This is a genomic window from Pseudoalteromonas sp. SS15 (assembly GCF_049257195.1).
Classification (GTDB): Bacteria; Pseudomonadota; Gammaproteobacteria; order Enterobacterales; family Alteromonadaceae; genus Pseudoalteromonas.
Genome location: NZ_JBMMUD010000003.1, coordinates 319,017 through 342,470, shown reverse-complemented (window position 1 = coordinate 342,470; position 23,454 = coordinate 319,017). Strand labels below are relative to the sequence as shown.

Annotated in this window: 17 protein-coding genes; 7 read left to right on the top strand and 10 right to left on the bottom strand. The window is 44.3% G+C overall.

What is annotated here, in order from left to right:
- Positions 1-48: 48 nt before the first annotated feature.
- Genes hldE through AAEU28_RS08530 form a run of 3 tightly spaced genes read right to left on the bottom strand, consistent with a single transcriptional unit; the run spans position 49 to position 3,598 of the window.
- Entirely contained in the window at positions 49-1,491 is a 1,443-nt protein-coding gene (gene hldE / locus AAEU28_RS08540) for a bifunctional D-glycero-beta-D-manno-heptose-7-phosphate kinase/D-glycero-beta-D-manno-heptose 1-phosphate adenylyltransferase HldE (protein WP_421963731.1), read from the bottom strand.
- A complete protein-coding gene (locus AAEU28_RS08535; RefSeq protein WP_404391190.1) occupies positions 1,491-2,093 on the bottom strand; it encodes a D-sedoheptulose-7-phosphate isomerase in 603 nt (200 codons plus the stop codon). The genes hldE and AAEU28_RS08535 overlap by 1 nt, the downstream gene beginning before the upstream one ends.
- Before the next feature lie 53 nt (positions 2,094-2,146).
- Positions 2,147-3,598, bottom strand: a complete 1,452-nt coding sequence (locus tag AAEU28_RS08530) for a capsule assembly Wzi family protein (RefSeq protein ID WP_421963730.1) — start codon at positions 3,596-3,598, stop codon at positions 2,147-2,149.
- 153 nt (positions 3,599-3,751) lie between these two features.
- Here AAEU28_RS08530 and waaA point away from each other — a divergent pair, with 153 nt between their 5' ends.
- Together waaA and AAEU28_RS08520 are read left to right on the top strand one after the other, a co-directional pair.
- Entirely contained in the window at positions 3,752-5,008 is a 1,257-nt protein-coding gene (waaA, locus tag AAEU28_RS08525; RefSeq protein WP_421963729.1) for a lipid IV(A) 3-deoxy-D-manno-octulosonic acid transferase, read from the top strand.
- A gap of 18 nt (positions 5,009-5,026) precedes the next feature.
- Positions 5,027-5,578 carry a DUF1415 domain-containing protein gene (locus AAEU28_RS08520; RefSeq protein WP_421963728.1) on the top strand — a complete coding sequence of 184 codons (552 nt, stop codon included), beginning with the start codon at positions 5,027-5,029 and terminating at the stop codon, positions 5,576-5,578.
- 61 nt (positions 5,579-5,639) lie between these two features.
- Here AAEU28_RS08520 and AAEU28_RS08515 read toward each other — a convergent pair whose 3' ends face one another.
- The 4 genes from AAEU28_RS08515 to AAEU28_RS08500 all read right to left on the bottom strand — a co-directional run bounded on the left by AAEU28_RS08515 (position 5,640) and on the right by AAEU28_RS08500 (position 10,483).
- Positions 5,640-6,596: an aldose epimerase family protein gene (locus tag AAEU28_RS08515; RefSeq protein WP_421963727.1), complete on the bottom strand. Its 957-nt coding sequence runs from the start codon at positions 6,594-6,596 to the stop codon at positions 5,640-5,642.
- 76 nt (positions 6,597-6,672) lie between these two features.
- A complete protein-coding gene (locus AAEU28_RS08510) occupies positions 6,673-8,256 on the bottom strand; it encodes a sodium/sugar symporter (RefSeq protein ID WP_421963726.1) in 1,584 nt (527 codons plus the stop codon).
- 41 nt (positions 8,257-8,297) lie between these two features.
- Positions 8,298-9,446, bottom strand: coding sequence for a galactokinase (gene galK, locus AAEU28_RS08505; RefSeq protein ID WP_421963725.1), 1,149 nt, complete (start codon positions 9,444-9,446; stop codon positions 8,298-8,300).
- A 2-nt stretch (positions 9,447-9,448) separates the two neighbouring features.
- Complete coding sequence (locus tag AAEU28_RS08500) at positions 9,449-10,483, bottom strand: UDP-glucose--hexose-1-phosphate uridylyltransferase (RefSeq protein WP_421963724.1); 1,035 nt, start codon at positions 10,481-10,483, stop codon at positions 9,449-9,451.
- 129 nt (positions 10,484-10,612) lie between these two features.
- Between AAEU28_RS08500 and AAEU28_RS08495 the strand changes: the two genes are divergently transcribed.
- The 4 genes from AAEU28_RS08495 to AAEU28_RS08480 all read left to right on the top strand — a co-directional run bounded on the left by AAEU28_RS08495 (position 10,613) and on the right by AAEU28_RS08480 (position 19,218).
- A complete protein-coding gene (locus AAEU28_RS08495) occupies positions 10,613-11,665 on the top strand; it encodes a LacI family DNA-binding transcriptional regulator (RefSeq protein WP_421963723.1) in 1,053 nt (350 codons plus the stop codon).
- Between the two features lie 130 nt (positions 11,666-11,795).
- Positions 11,796-14,990, top strand: a complete 3,195-nt coding sequence (locus tag AAEU28_RS08490) for a glycoside hydrolase family 2 TIM barrel-domain containing protein (RefSeq protein ID WP_421963722.1) — start codon at positions 11,796-11,798, stop codon at positions 14,988-14,990.
- Between the two features lie 18 nt (positions 14,991-15,008).
- Positions 15,009-17,324, top strand: a complete 2,316-nt coding sequence (ygjK, locus tag AAEU28_RS08485; RefSeq protein WP_421963721.1) for an alpha-glucosidase — start codon at positions 15,009-15,011, stop codon at positions 17,322-17,324.
- A 76-nt stretch (positions 17,325-17,400) separates the two neighbouring features.
- Positions 17,401-19,218: a S8 family serine peptidase gene (locus AAEU28_RS08480; protein ID WP_421963720.1), complete on the top strand. Its 1,818-nt coding sequence runs from the start codon at positions 17,401-17,403 to the stop codon at positions 19,216-19,218.
- A gap of 120 nt (positions 19,219-19,338) precedes the next feature.
- On the opposite strand, the gene AAEU28_RS08475 is transcribed toward AAEU28_RS08480, so the two are convergent.
- From AAEU28_RS08475 to rimK, 3 genes are read right to left on the bottom strand one after another with little or no spacing between them, the layout of a single operon-like run.
- Positions 19,339-20,478 (bottom strand): flavohemoglobin expression-modulating QEGLA motif protein, encoded by a 1,140-nt coding sequence (locus tag AAEU28_RS08475; RefSeq protein ID WP_421963719.1) that lies wholly within the window; start codon positions 20,476-20,478, stop codon positions 19,339-19,341.
- A gap of 19 nt (positions 20,479-20,497) precedes the next feature.
- Positions 20,498-21,532 (bottom strand): succinylglutamate desuccinylase/aspartoacylase family protein, encoded by a 1,035-nt coding sequence (locus AAEU28_RS08470; RefSeq protein ID WP_404391214.1) that lies wholly within the window; start codon positions 21,530-21,532, stop codon positions 20,498-20,500.
- Between the two features lie 13 nt (positions 21,533-21,545).
- Positions 21,546-22,451 carry a 30S ribosomal protein S6--L-glutamate ligase gene (gene rimK / locus AAEU28_RS08465; protein WP_058028976.1) on the bottom strand — a complete coding sequence of 302 codons (906 nt, stop codon included), beginning with the start codon at positions 22,449-22,451 and terminating at the stop codon, positions 21,546-21,548.
- Positions 22,452-22,583: 132 nt separating this feature from the next.
- On the opposite strand from rimK, the gene AAEU28_RS08460 reads away from it, so the two are divergent.
- The gene (locus tag AAEU28_RS08460; RefSeq protein ID WP_421963718.1) at positions 22,584-23,426 is read left to right on the top strand and encodes a LysR family transcriptional regulator; all 843 of its coding nucleotides are present in this window, start codon (positions 22,584-22,586) and stop codon (positions 23,424-23,426) included.
- Positions 23,427-23,454: the final 28 nt, after the last annotated feature.

Below are 23,454 nucleotides of genomic sequence, written 5' to 3'. Positions count from 1 at the left end.
GAAAAACCCAAGCACTAGCTTGGGTTTTTAATAAAAACTGTTCGTAGATTAATTACTTTGAATTTTCTTAATCACATTCGAAGTTGAGCAGCCATTTACAAATTCAAGCACTTCAACAGTGCCGCCATTTGCAAGAACAAAATCAGCACCGGCGATTTCCTCAACCTTGTAATCTCCACCTTTAACTAATACGTCAGGTTTGACTTGCTCGATAAGCTTAGCTGGTGTGTCGTTTTCTTCTACCGCACCGAATGGGATCACCCAATCAACTGACGCAAGTGCACCTATTACGGTCGCACGTTCATCTAATGGATTTATTGGGCGCTCAGGGCCTTTCAAACGACTGATTGAAGCATCGTTATTTAAACCGACAACCAACTTGTCGCCTCGCGCTTTAGCCTGCGCCAAATAACGTACATGGCCCGCGTGTAAAATATCAAAACAGCCGTTAGTGAAGACTATTTTCTCGCCGCGCTGACGAGCAAGCTCAATATGATGCAAGATTTCTTGCGTTGGTGCTTGGTATTGCTCACCGGTTTCACGTAGGTATTGCGTCAGTTTTGCTGATAACTCTTCAGGTGACACTGTCGCAGCACCCAATTTCGCAACCACTAACCCCGCCGCCACATTGGCAATTTCAACCGCTTGTTTGGCTGGCATACCAGTACCAAGCATCACTGCAAGCGTTGCAATAACTGTATCACCTGCACCGGTTACATCAGAGACTTCTAATACTTGCGCCGCAAAATCATGCTTTTCACTTGGTGTGATCAAAGACATGCCCTGCTCAGAGCGAGTCAGTAACATAGCGCCAATGCCACATTCAGAAATAATCTTACGCGCACAATCAGCAAGTACTTGCTCATCTCCTTTAATGCCACCCGCTGCTGTGTATTCATTAAGATTCGGAGTAATAAAATCTGCACCACGATAATCGGCAAGCTGTTTAGATTTAGGGTCAACTAAAACGGTTTTGCCAGCCGCTTTTGCCACTTTAATCATTTCGCCGATTTTAGCTAATGATCCCTTGTTGTAGTCTGAGAATAGCACCACATCGAAGTCATCAACAATCTCAGTGAGCTTTTGCAACAATAACTCTGAATGTGCCTCAAGGAAGGTTTCTTCTAAATCAAGACGCACAACTTGCTGATGACGGCTAATCACACGCATTTTAGCAATAGTTGGCGCATCATCTTGGGTAATAAGCTGAGAGTTAATTTTCTCGTTTTTTAGTAACGTTTGCAGTGAGCTGCCGTTATCATCATTACCAATAATGCCTAATAGGCTAACTTGACCATCAAGGTAAGCAATATTTTTAGCAACGTTTGCTGCACCACCGGCTTTATCTTCAAGCTTGCTGACTTTAACAACGGGCACTGGCGCTTCTGGTGAAATACGGCCAGTGTCACCATGCCAGTATCTGTCGAGCATCACATCGCCAACAACCAGAATTTTAGCTTGTGATAGCTTTTGAAAATAACTTAAATCCATTATTCGCCTTTCTCAATCGCTAAATCAATGGCTTCACATAACCAGTGACCGATAAACATATGTGCTTCTTGAATGCGCGCCGTTTCATCATTGGCAATGATAATTGGTAGGTTAGCAATATCTTTTACTAAACCACCTTCACGGCCTGTTAGCGCTACCGTGTATGCGCCAATCTCATTTGCAGCTTGAAGTGCTAAATTAATGTTTGGACTCGTGCCCGAAGTCGTCAAACCAATCACCACATCTTCAGGTTTACATAAAGCTTGGATCTGGCGTTCAAAAACTGTGTCGAAGTGATAGTCGTTTGAGTGCGCGGTTAAAATAGAGGTATCTGTTGTTAACGCAATCGACGCCAAAGGACCACGCTCTAATTTATAACGTACAACAAATTCAGCCGCTAAATGCTGTGCATCAGCCGCGCTACCGCCATTACCACACCAAATTACTTTACCACCAGACTTTAGCGCTTTTTGACAAGCGACTAAAAGCTGCATCGCTTCACTTTGGTATTTATCTACTGTTGCAAACAGCGCTCTGTGGCGCTCAAGGCTTGCTAAAAAACTGTTTTCAAGCATGTTGTCTTTTTTAATATCTTGCGACATGTGCGTTCCTACTTTTCCCGCTGTTGTCAAAAATCGATTGTCTTACTACTGGTCTACCAGTATACATTCACCGCTAACCAAGTATAGTTTTCACCAAATACGTCTTTACCTAAAGTGAGTGTGGTTTCAAGGCGCTTGTCGTCATAGGCGCGGTTATTGATAATTTGTAGCTCATGCGAGGTTTCATACTTACCGCCAAGTTCACCTAACTCATTTAAATATTCACTAGTATTATCTATCATAGAGTACTTTAAAGACCATAGTTCTGATGAGCTTGAAAAATAAGTGGTTTCAAATGTATGAACTTGAGAAGGTGCACCATCATCAAAATTGCTTCTATCCGATGCAAAATGGCCAACTACAGCACCATTGATGGTATTTCCTTTGGTTTCGTAAATTTCGTTTACGTACCATAAACTATGCATATTGGTATATTCATAGCGAAAGGTTGCATTTTCTAACAGCGAAGGAACAAATACACCAAAACTGGCAGCTGTATTACCTACCTGGTAGTTCTTATGATTTTTAGTATCTTCACCACCATATTCAAAAGACCATTCAATCGGTGTAAGCCAATTACTTCTGTAGGTACTGGTTAATGTAGCCCATTGATCGCCTAACTCGGTATCTCGGCTGCCTGTTAAGCCAGAGTTGTCATTCCCCGCGGGATCAAAATACGCCTTGAACACATCTTTCATTGATACTTTTCTAGGTCCACCGCCGAATTGCATCATGCGGTTCACGCCAATTTTCCAACCCTCAATAGGCTCAATCGATAAATGCGTACCTGCTAGCTTTGGTGTACCGCTGTGCAAAGTACCTTGATACAAAATGCCATTTTCAACATGCTCTAATTTTGAATAAAAAAGCTCAAAATCAAAGTTCCACCAATTTTTTAATGGCGCGTTTAACCCCAGAGAAACGGATAAAGGGGCTTGAGCATTGTTAGAGTAAACTTGCCCAAATGTTTTAAACGGCGAGAACCAATGCTCTTTGTAACCTAAATTCAGCTGTAAATTATCACCACCTAACGCATAGAAGCTGTTATAAGCAACTAACTTACCTTGCTCAACACGATACTCAGCGCCTAGTTGCATTAAACTATGTTCACCACCGCGCCAAATACCATCAAAAGACACTTCAGCATACTCACTAGAGCTGTTACTGCGGTCGTTAGCCAGCTTTACTTCAGCGCCAGAATCTGCTCTGAGTTTAACCCCCATGCGCGTGACTGCATCACGACTCATATAAGGTTTAATACCTGATAAAATCTGCGCGTGAAGGTCTGGATTTGATTGTTTAATTTGTCTAAGGGCAATTTGCACATCATAAATGCGATACGGCTTCGCCATTGGCGTGCCTGTTGAGATGGCAAACATTCTGTCGATTTGATGCTCGAGTACTGGGTGCTTACCTAATGGTAAATACGCGGTCGGCGCAGCCATCGCTTGACCTGCGATACCCAAAGCTGCAGCAAATAAGGTTGAAAATAGCTTTAACTTCATAATTCAATTCTTCTCTAATGAACTTGCCATAGTAACAAATTCAATAAACAGGAGCACGACCCTAAACTGTTTAAATTTGTTAATTCGTTTTCATAAGCAGTTGAGCGGGTTAAAATGGCGGTTGTTTACTTACTTCAATAATAACGGTTGGTTATGGCGCGCTTTTTATATTCGTTGTTTTTATACGCATTCAGCCCTCTCATTGTGTTTTACCTTTATGTAATTCGTGGCAAAAAAAATGCGGGCTACCGTAATTTTTTTACTGAGCGATTTGCGTTTGGTTTAAAAAAATTGCCTAAGAAAGCGGTTGTGTTTCACTGCGCTTCTGTTGGAGAAGTGTTGGCTGCAACACCGCTTATAAAAGCGTTCAAAGCTGAAAACCCAAACCAAGCTATTATTGTTACCTGCAATACTCCTACAGGTCGCGCGCAAATTAAAAATACCCTGCCCAATACACCCCATTGCTATTTGCCAATCGACTTTTGGGGCGCCAGTAAACGCTTTATAAAAACATTGACACCCGTGCAACTTGTAGTACTCGAAACTGAGCTTTGGCCAAATTTATTTGCCGCGGCCCATGCGAAAAATATTGCAGTCAATGTTGTCAATGCTCGCCTGTCAGAAAAATCACTACAGGGCTATCAAAAAGTACTCCCCCTTGCTAATGACATCATGAACCACATAACTACGTTAGCGAGTCACAACGAAGAAGATGCTAAACGCTTCTTACAGCTGGGGCTTAATAAAGAAAAAGTCACAGTAACAGGCTCAATTAAATTCGATATTAACGTCGATGAGGAAGCCAAAGCGACTGTCGCTGAATTCAAAGAATGCTTCAATCGCAGCAAAATCTGGGTTGCTGGTTCAACCCACCCTGGCGAACATGAACAAGTCCTAGCGGCCCATCAACAAGTGCTTGCAACCCACCCTAATGCGCTGCTGATTATTGCACCTCGACACCCTGAGCAATTTGCCAAAGTTGCAGAGCTTCTCAAAGACTCGAACTTGTCGTTTTCTAAGCGCTCAGGTGAGTTTAACCCGAACAGCCAAGCTCTATTGGCTGATACTTTAGGTGAACTAAAATACTTGTTTGGCAGCGCAAACATTGCCTACATCGGTGGCAGTTTAATTGAACGCGGTGGTCACAACCCATTAGAGGCCGCAGCATTTTCAGTAGGCGCTTTGACTGGCCCCTATATCTATAACTTTGCCCATATTTACCCTGATTTAGCGGCGCACCAAGGCTGTATAACCGTTCATTCTAGTAACGAATTAGCGGAGCAAATAAATAGACTTTTCAGCAACCCAAGTGATTGCGCAGAACTCGGTGCAAATGCCTTTGCCTGCTTGCAAAAAAATCAGGGGGCGATAGCCAAAACTGTTAAATTAATCAGCACACATCTTTCTTAATAAATCGAGCAATCTTTTATGACAACTGAACACACCTTAATTACCCAAGCCATGCAAAACTGGGTTAAAAGCGTCATTGTAAAATTTAACTTTTGTCCGTTTGCTCGCAAAGAAGTCGAAGCAAATACCATCGCTTATATTGTCTCAGAGGATGAAAAACACGAAGATGCAGTGATGACCATGCTTGAGCAACTGGCACATTTAGACGCACACCCAGAAGTAGAAACCACCCTGCTTATTTTTGCTGAAGGATTTAAAGATTTTGATAGCTACTTAGACTTAGTCGACCTTGCTAACGCACTACTTGCTGCACAAGGCTATGAAGGTAAATATCAAATCGCCCACTTTCATCCAGATTATGAATTTGCCGACAGCGAGCCCGACGATGCTGCCAATTACACCAACCGTGCACCTTACCCAACACTGCATCTTATTCGTGAGGAAAGCATGGCCGAAGCACTGGCTAATTACGACGACCCAGAAAGCATTCCTGAAAACAATATCCGTTTAGCTCGACGCAAAGGCGAAGCATTCTGGCAACAACTTTTAGCTAACTGCCATAAGTCTTAAACTAAATATGTATTAGCTTCAAAATATTACTTTTGATTGGCTTTTAACAAAGGCATAAAAGTCAATCAAGCTCAGTAAAACTCAATACCATAGTATTTTTATATTGCTGTTCTGGCTGAACTAGAATGCTGTCGAACTGCTCATGATTTAATGCATCAGGGAAATTATGAGGCTCTAAACACATGCCTGAGTACGGCGCAAATGGGGCTGATAGAAATCCCCCCGTATAGCATTGCAGTCCATTTTGATCGCTAAAAACACTCAGTCGCACGCCATTATTTTTTGATACCAGTTGTGCCACTAATCTCATATCTAAAGGCGCTTTGTGAAACACAAAATAATGATCTAAAACGGTAGCCTGCTGCAACGATTTCGGCTCGCGAAAATCAAATTTTGAGGCCACTAATTCGCTTTTATCGACTTTAAGCAATTTTCCGGTTGGAATATTGCCCGCATCTTTTTCAAGCACAGACTCTGCATCAATACATAGCTCAAGCGCTAAAGCTGAGCGCTCTGCCAAATTAAAATAAGCATGATTGGTTAAATTAAGCGGCGTGGTTTTATCGGTATTCGCACAAATCTCAATTTTGAGTTTGTTATCTTTAGAAAGGCGATAGGTGACTTGAATACCTACATTGCCTGCAAAGCCATTATCGCCATCAGGTGATGCAAGTTTAAGCGTCACTGATGATGACGACTTTTCAGCAATCTTCCAAAATCGTTTATCAATGCTCTGCTCTCCGCCATGCAGACAATGCTCACCATCATTCTGAGAGTATTGATAGATTTGCCCATCATAACTAAAGCAACCTCGACCAATTCGGTTTGCAACTCGCCCGCAAATAGCGCCGACATAATATGGGTCGTCTAATAACTGAGTTTCATCTTGATAGCGCATGAGCATTTCTTGGGGCCCATGGCAGGTCGAGAAAATAATAGAGCACAAGCGCGCACCAAAGTCAGATACCACAACCTGCATACCATTGTTGTTTTTGAGGGTAATTAAAGTTTGTTTCATGAGTTAATGCATATAAAAAAACAGCAGGTTACTTACTTAAAAGTGAGTTCCCTGCTGTTTAAAAGAGAAATGACGGTTACCACCAAGTTGCATAGAGTGCGATTAAGATCACCACCACACCCAAAGCAGCCACATTGAAACCCGTATTAGTTGCGAAGCTGACATCACTGAGCTGCACGCATTCAGACGTACTTTGAAGGTCACCTTCATGTGATTTAAATAGTTTTGAGACCACAAAACACAGCAGTAAACATAGTACAAACACTAATCCAACACGGTCCATGAAAGGTAAGCTTGGCATAGCAAATTTCAAACTTAATGAGAACAGCGCAGAGCCAAACGCCGCAGCCAGTGCACCATTGGCGGTAGTGCCTTTGTAGAACATGCCCATCACAAAGATCACCACAATACCTGGGGTAAAGAACCCTGTGAATTCTTGAATGTACTGGAAAGCCTGCTCAAATTGACCCAACAGTGGCTTTGCAACTAACAGTGCCACTATTAAAGCCAACAAAGCCGTGACGCGCCCAACATTCACATAATGAGATTGGCTCTTATCAGCATGGAGTTTTTTATAAATATCCATAGTGAAAATAGTCGAAATACTGTTGGTCATCGAGGCTAAAGACGACACGATCGCCGCCACGAGTGCTGCAAATACCAACCCTTTTATTCCCACAGGCATAAGCGACATCATTGACGGATAAGCTTTATCTGGTGCGGTTAAATCAGGATATAACACCACAGCAGCAATGCCCGGTAGTACTACAATCAATGGCATCAATAATTTTAAATACGCCGCAAAGGCAATGCCTTTTTGTGCTTCGTTTAAATCTTTCGCAGCCAGTGCTCTTTGAATAATGTATTGATTAAAACCCCAATAACTAAAGTTCATGACCCACATGCCGCCAATTAATACCGACAGTCCAGGTAAGCTCATATAATGTGCGTTATCAGGTGATAGGATCATGTCAAAGTGCGTAGGCACTTGCTCAGTTAGCACACCAAAACCCGCTAACACGCCTTGCCCGTCTGATACGGCATCGAGCGCCAAGTAACTTAAGAATAAGCCACCAAATACCAGCAGGGTGACTTGCAAAATATCGGTAAAGGCCACGGCTTTTAAGCCGCCATAAAGCGAATACGCCACCGAAAACACCACTAAAAACATCATGCCATACAAGGCATCAACACCTGCAACCGTTTCAATCGCAAGCCCTCCAAGCCAAAGCACCGCGGTTAAATTCACAAACACGTAAACGGCCAACCAAAACACCGCCATGGTGGTTTTTACGCGGTCATCGTAACGCTGAGCTAAATACTGCGGCATAGTATAAATTTGCTGCTTTAAAAATATCGGCAACATGTATTTACCCACTAAAATCAGGGTGATCGCCGCCATCCATTCGTACGATGCAATCGCCAACCCCATGGCATACCCAGAGCCCGACATACCTATGATCTGCTCGGCCGAAATATTCGACGCAATCAGTGACGCACCTATCGCCCACCAAGGTAATGCCTTTGAAGCTAAAAAGTAATCTTCGGTATTGGCACCTTCTTTTTTCTCACTTCGGGAGATCCATAGTGCAATCGCCAATAAGCCGAGCACATAGACACTAAAAACAGCAATATCTGTGCTGTGTAAACTGATATTCATGATGTTCCTCGTTATTCTTTTTCTAATTACTAGAGTTGTATTTATTTAGCTCTAAAAGCCCCTTGCACGGCTTCGCACACATACACGTTGGCTTTTAATCCTGTGTGTTTTTGGTACTCGGCTTTAACTTTTTGAGTTACTGCTTCAACTAAGTTTTTTGGCATCACAGCCACCACGCAACCACCAAAGCCGCCGCCTGTCATTCGTGCACCACCTTGCTCAGCAATTTGCGATTGTATGAGCGAGACTAAACAGTCCATTTCGGCTGTACTGGTTGCAAAATCATTTTTTAATGAGCTATGTGATGCATTCATTAAGCGACCTAATTGGCTGACATCATTTGCTTTAAGTGCCTCTAATGCGTCTAAGGTTCGCTGACTTTCTGTGATCACATGCCTTGCTCTTTTATAGTCCAACTCACTCAAGTTTGCCTGCTCTGACTCTAATTCGGCCAAAGTTACCGCTCTTAATGCTGGAGCATTAAAGTGCTTAGCCACTCGCTCGCATTGCTCGCGTCTTTGGTTATACTCACTATCGACGAGGCCGCGTTTAACGTTTGAATTGATAATCACAATGGCTAGGTTTTCTGGAATGGGGGCGTCTTGAAAGGTTAAATCTTGGCAATCGAGTAACATGGCATGATTGCTCGCGCCCATTGCCGAAATGCTCTGATCCATAATCCCGCAGTTGCAGCCAACAAATTCATTTTCGGCCTGTTGCGCGAGCTTGGCCGCTGTAAAGCCATCAATCTGCAGCTCAAATAAATCCGAAAACGCTTTGATCAAAGCGACTTGCAAACTGGCCGACGAGCTTAACCCCGCCCCTTGCGGCACGTTACCTGAAATAAAGATGTCAGTACCTTGTAGTGCAAAGCCCGCTTTTTGCAGGACATACACAACCCCAGCAACATAATTTACCCACATTAAATCGGGATTAAATGAAAGCGCTGTTAGCTCAAACTCGCATATTTGATTATCAAGATCATGCGCTAACACTCGTATTGTGTTGTCATCACGCTTTGCAATGGCCACATCAGTGCCAAAGTTAATTGCTGCGGGCAGCACAAACCCCAAATTGTAATCGGTATGATCGCCAATTAAATTCACTCGCCCTGGCGCGTGACTTATTTGCACGGCTTGATAGCCAAACTGCTGAGCAAAAACATTTTTAATCATTTCAGTACGGTACATTGTTATTTCTCGCTGTAATGCGTTAAAGACTGAGCGCGTAATCGTTCAGCGGCTTGCTCTGGGGTTAAGTCGCGCTGTGGCTCTGCTAACATTTCATAGCCCACCATAAACTTACGAACACTGGCAGAGCGAAGCAAAGGCGGAAAAAAACTCGCATGTAGTGTCCACTCAGGATGCTCTTGCCCATCAAATGGCGCGCCATGCCAGCCCATTGAATAAGCGAACGCGCATTCAAACAAGTTGTCATATTTAATGGTCAACTCAGACAAAATAGCCGCTAGACTCAGTCCTTGCGACTTGGTTAGTTGCGTCATACGCTGCACTGAAAAACGCGGTAATAATAGGGTTTCAAACGGCCATGCCGCCCAAAACGGCACCACCACCAGCCAATCATCATTAATAGCGACAATGCGCGTTTGTTGCTGAACTTCTCTGGCCACATAATCTGCAAGTAAATTACAGCCTCGCTCTGTAAAATACTGAGCTTGCGCTAGCTGCTTTTTTTCAACCAAGGTCGGTAAAGACTGCTGCGCCCAAACTTGTCCGTGAGGGTGCGGGTTTGAGCATCCCATCATCGCGCCTTTGTTTTCAAACACCTGTACCCACTGATAGGTGCCACCGAGCTCGGCATATTGCGCCTGCCAGGTTTGCACCACTTGATTAATTTGCTCAACCGAAAGCTGCGCCAATGTTTTGCTATGATCAGGTGAAAAACAAATAACACGACTTTCACCTTGTTCAGACTGCATGGTAAATAATGGGTCGTCGCAGTGATAAGCTGGCAGCTTACTTTGTAGTGCCGCGAAGTCATTGTTAAATACAAAGGTATTGCTGTAATTAGGGTTTTGCTCACCATTAATACGTGTATTGCCAGCACACAAATAACAACTTTCATCATACGACGCAGTTGCTAATACTTGCTGTTTTTCTGTTTGCCCCTGCCATGGTCTTTTGGCTCTATGAGGCGATACCAACACCCACTCATTGGTGAGCGGATTTAACCGCCTATGGGGGTGCTCTGTTGCATCAAATGTCATGCTTAAATCATAAAAGGATAATGTATACAAAAAATGTAAACGGTTACATTTTTTTTAGCAAGTAAATTTACTTAAAAAAATCACTCTGCTACCATCGCTCAGAATTAAGCCTTTTTTAAGCGAAAAAACATGGCCACCATTAAAGACGTTGCTCGAGAAGCCAAGGTATCTATTGCCACCGTGTCTCGCGTGATAAACCAAGATGACAAAGTAAGAGACAAAACCCGCGAGCATGTACTCGCGGTGATGAAAGCCTTAGGTTATCAGGTAAACGTCAATGCGCGCGCACTCTCAACACAAAAGACATCCACACTAGGATTAGTGGTTCCCGACATCAGCGATCCATTTTTTGCCTGCTTAGCAAAAGGCGTCGACAGCATAGCCCGTCAGCATCAAAGCCAAGTACTGCTGTGCACAGCTCAAAACAGTAGTGACTCAGAACAACAAGCCATTGACTCATTATTACAACGCCGTTGCGATGGCATTATTTTGTACTGTACACATTTAGCTGATAGCGCATTAATCGATATCGTACAGCGCTATTCAAACGTGGTTGTGGTAGCGCGAAATATTCCAGAAATAGCCGAGAACTGTATTTACCTAGATGATGAACTTGGTGGCCAATTGGCCGCTGAGAACTTACTCACATTAGGCCACAGACGTTTTGCAAGCATTATGAGTGAGTTGCCAATTCAAGATCCCAAACACAGGCTGTCAGGGTTCAAAGCGGTTTTAGATAAGCAAGCACTTACATTAAATGCAGAGCAAGTTACTTACGGCGCGCCTGATCAACTCGGTGGCGAGCAGGCAGTCAATACCTTACTCAAAAATCAGCAAGTATTTACGGCACTTTTCGCCTACAACGATGCCATGGCAATTGGTGCAATTTCAGCCCTAGAAGAAGCGGGCTTTAAAGTGCCAAACGATATTTCGGTGATTGGCTTTGATGATATTTACCTTGCTCATTACAGCAGACCTAAGCTCACCACCTTGCATTATCCTGTCGAAGCCATCGCCAAACATGCCGCGATGCTAGCCATTAATAAGCACTCTCAGTTAGATAAAACCGCACATTCGCATCGCTATCAACCAACATTAGTCGAGCGACAATCAACTGCATGTGCGCCAACAACGGCTGCAAAACAGAGCCTAAATGAAAACCAAGTTGAACGACAAAATTAACGTTTAATCTAAAGGCTAGCTAGTAAAAACAGATCAATATAAAGCCTTAGGAAAAGAACTACACAAAATAATTGTATATTGTATTTAAAGCAAAATTTTAAAATTAAACAACACAGCTAAGATGACAACAATGAAAAACAAACCTTTTGTAATATTTAGCCTGAGCATGCTCACCACGCTGTTATGTCAGAGCGTTTTCGCCAAAGCACCATGGCAAGACCATCAAGTGTTTGCCATCAATAAACAAGCACCCCGTGCCTCTGGGTTTAGCTACCAAAGCTTAGCGGGTGCGATGCAAGATGATCCAGCTCAAAGCGAAAACTATTTGCTACTTAATGGCATGTGGCAATTTCACTGGCAACGCTCTGCGATTAATCCACCAAAAGGGTTTGAACAGCCGAGTTTTGATGATTCTAGCTGGGGGCAAATCCCCGTACCGGGCAACTGGGAAGTTGAGGGTTATGGCTACCCAATTTACTTAGATGAGCGCTTTCCGTTCACCACCAAATGGCCCGATGTCCCGCTTGAGTACAACCCAACAGGCTCTTATCGAAAGCCTTTCACCTTGCCTGAGTCGTGGCAAAATAAACAAGTGTTTTTACATATCGGTGCTGCAAAATCATCACTCGATGTTTGGCTAAATGGAGAAAAGGTCGGCTTTAGCCAAGGCGCTAAAACCCCAGCTGAGTTTGATATTACCGAGTTTGTGCAACAAGGCAGCAACTTACTCGCGCTTAGGTTACGCCGTTGGAGTGACGCCAGTTATCTAGAGAGCCAAGATATGCTGAGAATTTCGGGTATTGAGCGCGACGTCTATTTGTACGCCACACCAAAACAGCATATTTTTGATTTTCATGCCAAACCTCGTTTAAACAAGCGCTTTGATAAAGGCACATTAGAGCTTGAGTTAGACGTTAAAAACTATCAAAAAAATAACGCTCAACTCACCGCAAAATTTGAACTACTCGACCCTAAAGCAAACCATGCAGCTGTCGCCAAAGCCACAAAAAAATTCATTGCAAACGCCCAAGGCACACAGCAAATCAGCTTTTCAGAGCAAATAGCACATCCACAACTTTGGTCAGCAGAAACCCCAAACCTCTACACCCTAGTGATGAGCCTATACAATCAGCAAGGTGAATTACTCGAAGTGGTGCGTGATGAAATCGGCTTTAGGCACATTGAGATTGTAAATAAACAACTGACTATCAATGGTAAGCCCATTGTTATTCGCGGCGTTGACCGCCATGAAACCTCGCCAACCCGCGGCCATGTCGTCGACAAAGCATCAATGGAGCAAGATATCAAACTGATGAAGCAGTTTAATATCAACGCAGTGCGCTCTAGCCACTACCCCAATCACCCATACTGGTATGACTTAACCGACAAATATGGCTTATACGTCATCGATGAAGCCAACATAGAATCACACCCGCTTGCCATTGACGAGAAAACCCAACTTGGTAATGAGATGAGTTGGTTGCCTGCGCACCTTGACCGCACTCAACGCATGTTTGAACGAGATAAGAACCACCCTTCTATCATCATTTGGTCGTTAGGCAACGAAGCCGGCCACGGCGAAGTATTTGCCAACACCTATCAATGGTTAAAAGACAATGATGATCTGCGTGTTGTGCAATACGAGCCAGCCGAGCTTGAGCATTACACCGATATCTTTGCGCCTATGTATCCGTCAATCGAAAAACTGGTTAACTACGCCAGCAATAATCCAGATAGACCCGCTATTATGATTGAATACGCCCATGCCATGGGCAATTCTGTAGGTAACTTGCAAGACTATTGGAATGCCATTGAAAAATACGAAGTGCTTCAAGGGGGTTTTATTTGGGACTGGGTTGACCAATCACTAGAGTACCGCAATGAATTTGGTGAAACATACTTTGCTTATGGCAAAGACTTCCACCCGACTCTGCCAACCGACGGCAACTTTTTAAATAACGGCCTGATGGATCCAAATCGTAACCCCCACCCGCACGCCTTTGAGGTGAAAAAAGTCTATCAACCAGTTAAATTTACTGCGCATAATCTACTTAAAGGGCAAGTCACTGTACAAAATAAATTCTTATTCACGGACTTAAAAAAGTATGACCTGCGTTGGAAAATAGAAGCGGATGGAGCAGTCATAAAACAAGGCCATAGCACTATGCCCAGCGTGCAACCAAGTAAAACCGCCATATTGAATTTTGATATTCAAGGTCTTCCTGCTTACAGCGACAAAGAATACTTTGTCACCCTGAGCATGCATGCCAGAGCACAAGAACCGCTATTACCGCTTGGTCATGAAATTGCTTTTGAGCAATTCAAACTACCGGTATCGCAGCCAAAATCAGCTGCAAAAAGTGCTAACAAACCAGTTAAGCCTAGCTATACACATCAAAAGGAAACGCTGATCGCGGACGCCGCAGGCACTCAACTCACCTTTGATAAACGCACAGGCTGGTTGCAACAACTTACTTTTAATAACCAAGCCATGTTAACCCGGCCACTTAAGCCAAACTTCTGGCGTGCACCAACTGACAACGACTTAGGCAATAACCTGCAAGTGCGTGCGGCTATGTGGCAAAGTGCCACTGACAGGCTCAAACTCATCGCCTTACAAGCCAAATCATCGGGCGTGACTGCGCGCTATCAATCACCGGATTTTGCCGGGAGTTTAGTGCTGAATTATCAGATCACAGCGCAAGGTTTTGTAGAGGTTGATTACCAGCTCAACCTTGATGATAACCAAACCTTGCCCGACATTCCGCGTGTTGGCATGCAGCTAAGCACATTTGGAGAATATAAAAATATGTCTTGGTTAGGCCGTGGTCCACACGAAAGTTACGCCGATAGAAAAACTTCAACGCGTATTTCTGTGTTCAACACACCCGTGACCGAACAGCACCATTACTACATTCGCCCGCAAGAGAATTCTAACCGCACCGAGGTGCGCTGGATGGCACTGCAAAACGCGCAAGGCGAAGGCCTGCTTGCAGTAGGCGACGAGGTATTAAATGCCAGTGCATGGCCTTACCTGCAAGCCGATATCGACTTTATCTCGGGCGATGCCAGTGCATCGGCATCAGGACTCGTACCTGTGACCACCAAGCACGCCATTGATGTGCCTGCACGCAACCTTGTCACCCTGAATATTGATCATAAGCAAATGGGTGTGGGCGGTGATACCTCATGGGGTCGTCTTGTTCACAAGCAATACCGCATTGCCGCTGAAAATCAGCAATATCGCTTTACGCTAGCGCCGCTTTCTGGTGATAAAAATGCCGCTGCATTAGCCCGTGAAATTAAAGCAAGTTACGGTGAGTAAACCATGAAGAACCCTTTTATGATAACTGCAAATACACTGCTTATAGGTTTATTTAGTGCACTCTTTTGCACACAAAGCCAAGCGAGTAATGAGCATTTACAAAACACCCTAACCCGAATTGGCGAGCCAAATATGATGAAGCCCGCCGATAAATTTGGTCACAGCCCGTTTAACCCGCTGTTTGATGCCGGCGCTTGGCACGGGCACTTGTTGCCAAGCTCCGCCGATGAGCTGGGCGGTTTTACCGGTCATGCACTCATTCAAGAAGAGTATTTAACGTATCTCGCCAAACGCTTTGACCGCTTACAGGTGTTTAAGAATGGCAAAAAGCTGACACTTACAGGTACAGTGCTGAGCGAGCCGGGCAAACTCATTCAGCACCTTAAAGCCGAAGACGTAACCGTCACCCTTACTTTGATGTTTGTTGGCCCGCGTACTTCTCTGGTTGAAACTAAAGTTGAGAGCGATAGCTCGCTAACTTTAAAGTTTGACGGCGAGCTACTCGCACAATTTGATAAAAAGCGCACGCTTGGACAAGCCCACCCGCAACTGCAGCCTAGCCTAAAAGCAACGCCACAGGGGATCACCGTACATTTTAATCAAGTGCGGTCACCTTATAGCCTAATGACCTCGGGCAGCTCCGCATATATGGTGAGTAAATCTTTAGCTACCACCACACGTATCCAAGGGCAAAGCTACAACAGCCAAACGGATATCAAAGGCACAACGACGTTTTATACCCTATTCAGCCATGTTCTGAACGCGCAAGAGCACACTAAAGTTAAACAGCGCCATCAAGCAATTCTTGCTGAACCACAACTATTTATGAAGGCCAGCCAAGCTCGCTGGCAACAATACCTTATACCGTTGCAGCAACTCGAGCGCCCTGCTCAGCAGCGCTTAATGGCCAAGTCTATTGAGACCTTAATTGGGAATTGGCGCAGTCCTGCAGGTGCTATCACCACCGACACGGTTAGCCCGTCGGTCACTGCACGCTGGTTCTCAGGTAATTTAACCTGGCCTTGGGATACGTGGAAGCAAGCCTATGCGCTCAGCGACTTTCACCCTCTATTGGCCAAAGCCAATATTGATACGGTATTCAATCAACAAATACAAACTGGCGATACAGTCAGACCGCAAGATACCGGCTTTTTGCCCGACCTAATCGGCTACAACCTAAGCCCAGAACGTGGCGGTGACAGTGGCAATTGGAATGAGCGCAATACCAAGCCGAGTCTTGCGGCTTGGGCGGTATTAAAAGCCTATGAGAGCGACCAAGATAAAGCATGGTTGGCAGCGCTTTATCCAAAACTCAAAGCATATCGTGCATGGTGGTTGCGCAATCGTGACCACAACCAAAATGGTATTCCTGAGTATGGGGCAACCCTCGACAAAGCCCACAACAACGAACAAGGTGAATTGTTATTTGTTCACCAGCAGGGCAAGACAAAAACCACCAAATACGGGCTTGCACACTATCGCAAACTCTTAGCACAGGGTGAGCAAGTTTTTGCCCCAGCGCAAACAGCAGCCTCGTGGGAATCAGGCCGAGATGATGCGGCCACCTTTGGCTTTATCAGCAAAAACCAACTTGCAGATTATGTAAAGCAAGGCGGCGATGCCGCTGATTGGCAAGTGGATTTTGCTCAAAACCGTGATAACACAGGTAAGCTGCTTGGCTATTCTTTACTGCAAGAGTCGGTAGACCAAGCCAGTTACTTTTATACCGATACCCTGTATTTGGCGAAAATTGCAAACATCCTCAACTTACCTAACGAAGCCAAACAGTTTGAAGCTGATGCAAAACAAGTAAAAAGCTATATTAATCAATGCATGTTCGATGCAAATACGGGCTTTTATTACGATATTCGCATTAACATCGCGCCACTTAAAAATGGTTGCGCTGGCAAACCTATCGTAGAGCGCGGTATGGGCCCTGAAGGATGGTCGCCGCTGTTTAATCAAGTGGCAACAGCCGCACAAGCGCGACAAGTTCGCGATATCATGATGAACCCAGAGACCTTTTACAGCAAAGTACCTCTTGGCACAGCTGCCAAAAATAATCCAGCGTATGGCCCCAACATCTACTGGCGAGGCCGTGTATGGGTCGACCAATTTTACTTTGGTGTAAAAGGGTTACAACATTACGGCTATGAGCAAGAAGCAAAACAACTGGTGAAGCGCTTTTTAACTAATGCCGATGGCTTGATGGAGAGCGCCCCCATTCGTGAAAACTACAACCCAGAAACTGGCGAGCAGCAAGGTGCGCCTAACTTCTCTTGGAGTGCCGCACATATATTCATGATGCTGAATGAAGGGTTTGCTCATGAATAAATAACTGCATAATGGCATTTCCTAAAACCTTTACTATGCTAAAAAATGCAACAGTCTAAATTTTAGGTTTGTCATTATGAAACCCAGTATTTTAGCAAGCGCTCTATTCCTTGCGCTTGCTACTCATTCACATGCCAGCCCAGATCAACACCGTTACATTATTCAAGTTGATAATGGCAACAAAGGACTTGTTACAGCTTTAACAAAGCAAATGGGCGGCGAGCTCAAGCTCTCCTCAAATGGTTTTATCGCCGCATCTTTTAACGGTAAAGACATACACCAAGTCAGAGGGTTACTTAATCACCCAGCCATTAAACTTATCGAGCAAGACCATCCTAGAACCCCCTTTGCATTGTTTAATGATGATGCGGGCGATCCCATGTCGATGCAGCTCACCCCCTATGCTGTTTATCAATCTCAAGCCGATCAGCTCACTTTTAACATCAACAGCGATATCAAAGTATGCGTGATTGATTCAGGTCTTGATATCAGTAATAGCGATTTTAATTGGGGCACAATCACAGGTGATAACGACTCGGGCACCGGGAATTGGTATGAAAATGGCGGGCCACATGGCACCCATGTTGCGGGCACCATTGCCGCGAAAAATAACCAAGTTGGCGTTGTAGGCATGGCACCAGGCGTGCCTTTACACATTATAAAAGTGTTCAATGCCAGCGGCTGGGGCTATTCATCTGATTTAGCCCATGCCACTAATTTATGTGCCCAAGCTGGCGCCAACATCATCAATATGAGTTTAGGTGGAGGTGGCGCAAACAGTACTGAATCCAACGCTTTTCAAGGGTTTGTCGATAACGGCGGGCTGATTGTCGCCGCCGCAGGCAATGATGGCAACAGTGTGCGCAGTTACCCAGCGGGTTACAGTTCAGTGATGATGATAGGTGCCAATGACGCCAACAATCAAATCGCCGATTTTTCGCAATTTCCCAGCTGTTTAACTGGCCGCGGGAAGAAGCAAAAAACGGATGAAACCATTTGCGTTGAAGTCACCGCAGGTGGGGTCGACACCCTATCAACTTACCCAGCAGGTATGGCAACCAATGCCACTCTTATGCTTGATGGCGTCACAATTAGCTCCGCAGCTATGGAAAACAATGGCAATGTGCAAGCTTCAGGCTATTTTATGGGCACTGCAGAAAGCATAGATACCGGTGCTCAAGGCAAAATCTGTGTTATCGACCGCGGTAATATTAGCTTTCACGATAAGGTCTTGAACTGTGAAAACTCAGGTGGTGTTGGTGCTGTCATTATTAATAATGAGCCGGGTATGCTCTACGGTACGTTGGGCGACCCGAATCTCACCAGCATTCCTGCCGTTGGTACTGCCCTTGAAGATCGCAACCAAATTTTGGCAGCTACTTCGATTAGTTTAAATATAGGCGCCAGTGACTATGGGTTTATGAGTGGCACCTCAATGGCAACGCCTGCCGTTGCTGGCGTCGCCGCCTTAGTTTGGTCAAATCACCCAGATTGCTCTGGCGAAGACATTCGAAGCGCGCTTAAAGCCACAGCGTTAGATGCGGGAGCTGCGGGGAAAGACGTCTACTTTGGTTATGGTATAGTGCAAGCTAAAGCCATGGACACCTATTTAATCGATAACCCCTGTTCGGGTGGCAACACTGGCGGTGGAGATGATTTCACTCTGAGTTTAAATGGCTATAAAGTAAAAGGCAGTAAAGTTGTAGACCTGACTTGGGCTGGCAGCAGTGCCGATAATGTAGATATATATCGCGATGGTAGCTTAATAGCGCAAACCGAAAACGATGGGGTTTATACCGACAATATAGGCGGTAAAGGCGGTGGCAGCTATAGCTATCAAGTCTGTGAAGCTGGCACGAGTGTTTGCTCGTCCACTATGACCTTTACTTTTTAAAAGTAGTCTGTAACGCTCATTACAAAACGTTCAACGACGTTAAAACAAAACAACGAAATAGTAAAAGGCGATGACTTATTCAAATCATCGCCTTTTTCAACTCACTGTTTGCATCTCGAATTATTTAATCGATAACGATAAGAAACGTTCGATTTCGCCTAGCTTTTGCGGTTTTTCAATCGCAGGGCTAATGTAACTCGGCGCTTTTAAAATCGACTTATTGATTAAACTCGTCACCACATCCAGTTGCTCTAGCGACACTTTACCACTGAGTAAATTTATAAAGTCATCACGGGTTTCGTAAGCATGTAGAATTTGATGGAAGCCTTTTAGATATAAATAATCTTTGGTAAAACCACCGCCTCGATAAACACGTGCTGTAATCGTAAACGCCAACTGTTCACTGACATTATATTGCTCAAGTAACATCTGATAAGTAAGTTTAAAATCGCGCTCATCTAGCATAGATTTCACCGCCAACACTCTCAACGCCAAGATTTTTAGGCGCGATACGGTTAAGTTACCCGATAAAAATTCACATAAAATAGCGATACCTTCTTGGCTTGTGGTATTCACCGGGCTCCCCAAAGAGAGTACCTTTAAAGGCTGAGTCTGAGCATTCAGAGTCGTCACTAAGTGCACACCTAATTCATGATGTGCAAGGGCTGCAACTTCTTTTTCGCCTAAACTGGCTGCTGCATTAATCTTTACCTTAGTGCCTGATACCAAAGCATTGGCGATCATCGAGCCATCAACCACTAACTCATAGCGATATCCATGGGTTTGTGCAAACTCATGCATTTGCGCAACTATCGCATCAGCATTGAGCAAGTTCCCTGATGATTTAGATAGAGAGTCTGGCACATGCAATACAAACTGGGCGTTGCGAATGTCTTTATCTGATGGCTCGCCGTAATAACGCAGCGAATCATACATAAATTGCTCACTGCCTACCGAACGAAACTGATCAAGCTTATCGGCATAAGACTCTATCACTTCGCTGTAGAGGCGAGTTAAATCATCATCCCCTAAGGTTTCCACCGGTAACTGATAAAGCTCTCGTTTTTTAGCAAACACATTGAACTGATTTTCTTTATATAAGAAGTTCGGGTTCTCGGTCGCATTACCTGCAAAAAATCTTGCTCTTTCTTCTTGATAGTTAATCGGTGCAACGGAATCAAGTATATCTATTCCTTGTACCATGGCATGCAACGCCTGATCTAAGCTTTGCAGCTTCGCATTTTGTTCAACTGTTAACATACTTAACTCCAAAGGCGCACTAATGCGCCTCACTTTCACCGTCGACAATCGCATTTTCTTCATTGTCGATATGTTGAGAAATTTCAGCTTCATCAGCCGTAAAATAGCCTATGTGGTACATAGCCTCACCTTCTTGCACCAAAGGAATATTTTGCTTACCGATGATGATCCCCTTACGAGGTGCTTTTACTTGCGCCAAGACTTCACCAAACGGGTCAACCACATCGGCCAGAACTGTGCCTTTCTCAACTTGTTCACCCAACTCAAGCTTGTGTGATACAAAGCCACTGGCAGTCGCCCTGATCCAATCAGAACTATGTGCAATAAACGGTAAGGTGCTACTTTTCTTCTTACGCGATTTTGGCAACATGTTTAAAGCCCGCAGCACATTTAATACCCCGCGATAGCCAATGTGCACAGAAAACTCATCAGTGCGCAGCGCCTCCCCCGCCTCATACACCATGATTTTTGTGCCTGACTTTGCCGCCGCTTCTCGCAAGGAGCCTTTAGGATTGGTGGTATTTATCACCACAGGTGCACCAAACGCATTGGCTAACCCACTTAAATCTGCCTCGTCTAAATTGGCTCTGATCTGTGGCAAATTAGAACGATGAATTGCACCAGTGTGCAAGTCGATGCCATAGTCACAATGCAACACACATTGATTTAAGAAAATATTCGCCAAGCGTGATGCCAATGAGCCTTTTGCCGACCCGGGAAAGCTGCGATTTAAATCGCGTCTATCTGGTAAATAGCGGCTTTGGTTTATTACGCCGTACACGTTTACCATGGGTACTGCAATCACAGTACCGCAAGATGGCTTAAGCTTCTTATCGCGAATTAAGCGATGAATAATTTCAATACCGTTCAGTTCATCGCCATGCACCGCTGCGCAAATTAATACCGTTGGCCCCGCTTTTTTCGAGCGACTGATAAAAACAGGAAGAGAAACTTCCGCATCGGTATACAGCTTGGCCACTGGCAACATGACTTTTGCACTCTGCCCCGCTTTGATACGGTGCTCACCAATTACAATGTCTTCAGGTAATGCCATTAATTTAGACTCCTCACCCCACCGCTAGTTTTCTTGGCGGTGACACGTCATTTTTTTTCTCTATGAACTCATAGAGTTTAGCTGCTACATCTAAACCCGTTGCTTTTTCGATGCCTTCAAGACCAGGCGATGAATTTACCTCCATCACCATAGGACCATTGTGCGAGCGAAGTAAATCAACGCCACAGAAGTTCAAGCCCATCACTTTCGCGGCACGTACTGCGGTTTCACGCTCTTCTTTGCTAAGCTTTACAATTTCTGCACAGCCGCCGCGATGTAAGTTTGAACGAAACTCACCTTCTGCTGCCTGACGCTTCATTGCCGCAACGACTTTGCCACCAACCACTAAGCAACGAATATCTGCACCGCCCGCTTCTTTAATATACTCTTGAACTAAAATATTGGCTTTAAGCCCCATAAACGCTTCGATGATGCTTTCTGCTGCCTTTGACGTATCCGCTAACACAACGCCAATGCCTTGCGTGCCTTCAAGTAATTTAATGACCAGAGGCGCGCCACCGACGTTTTTAATTAAGTCTTTAATATTGTCAGGCTTACTTGCAAAGCCGGTACGCGGTAAGCCAATACCACGACGCGATAATAATTGTAGTGAACGTAACTTGTCTCTCGAGCGGCTAATTGCCACCGACTCGTTCACGTTAAATGTGCCCATCATTTCAAACTGGCGCGCAACTGCTGTGCCGTAAAACGTAATTGATGAACCAATACGCGGAATAATCGCATCGTATTTAGGTAATTCTTCACCGTGGTAACGCACAGTTGGGCGGCTACTGGTGATATCCATGTAGCAATGTAATGTGTCGATAACATCGACCTCATGCCCACGTGCAAGTCCCGACTCTAATAAACGCTTAGTAGAGTAAAGTTCAGGTCCACAAGAAAGAATGGCAATTTTCATGTTCTTTTCCAAAAAAGTTAAATGTCTGTGTGTGAATACGGGAGCAAATGTAGGGCAAACAATTTGAAAAGAAAAACTAAATAAAATAACCTTGTTGAATAAAATTTTTTATCAATAAATCCGAGAGAAGCCATGCGCACTGAACTGTTAATGACATTTTTAGAAGTGAGCCGAACATTGCACTTTAGAGTGGCTGCTGAAAATTTATTTGTGACTCAAGCTGCAGTCAGTGCACGCATTAAACTGTTAGAAGAAGATCTTGGTGTACTGCTTTTTGATAGAGCAAACAAACGCTTAAAGCTCACTGCCGAAGGCCATAAACTGGTTAAACACGCCAACGAAATTCTCACTATGTGGCAAAAGGTCAAACAAGATGTCGGGGTTGGCGATGCCAGTTCAACTCAATTATTTGTTGGTGCCATGATGTCGATTTGGGATATGGTCTTACACGACTGGCTACAGAAAATTCATCGTAATCTAGACGACGTTAACCTATTCACGCAAACCTATTCACCGCTTGAGTTACGCAAACAAGTGCAAAATCGCATGGTTGATATTGCTTTCTTATTTGAACCGCCTTTTATTGATGACATCGAAGCCAAAAAAGTGGCTACCATTCCCCTTAAACTAGTATCCACTCAGGCTGTAAACAGCATTGAAGAGTTAGAAAATTGGGTCATGGTAGACTACGGCGAATCCATTAATAACCAGGTACTAAAAGACTTTGGTGATGCACTGAATACCCGCCATCATATGAACCAACCGCGTATTGCTATGAATTTTATACTTGAAGCCGGTGGTGCAGCCTATTTGCCTAATCAAATGTGCTTTACAGAGCTCAGAAAACAAAAACTCTATGTAGTGCCTGAAGCGCCCACTTATTACCGTGATGTTTATGCCATTTTCTTAGAGAAAAACCATAAAAAGCAGATCATTGAAGATGCCTTGCAGCTGTTTCCTTTTATCAGAGGCTGAATTTAAACAAAAAAATCTATCAAACAAC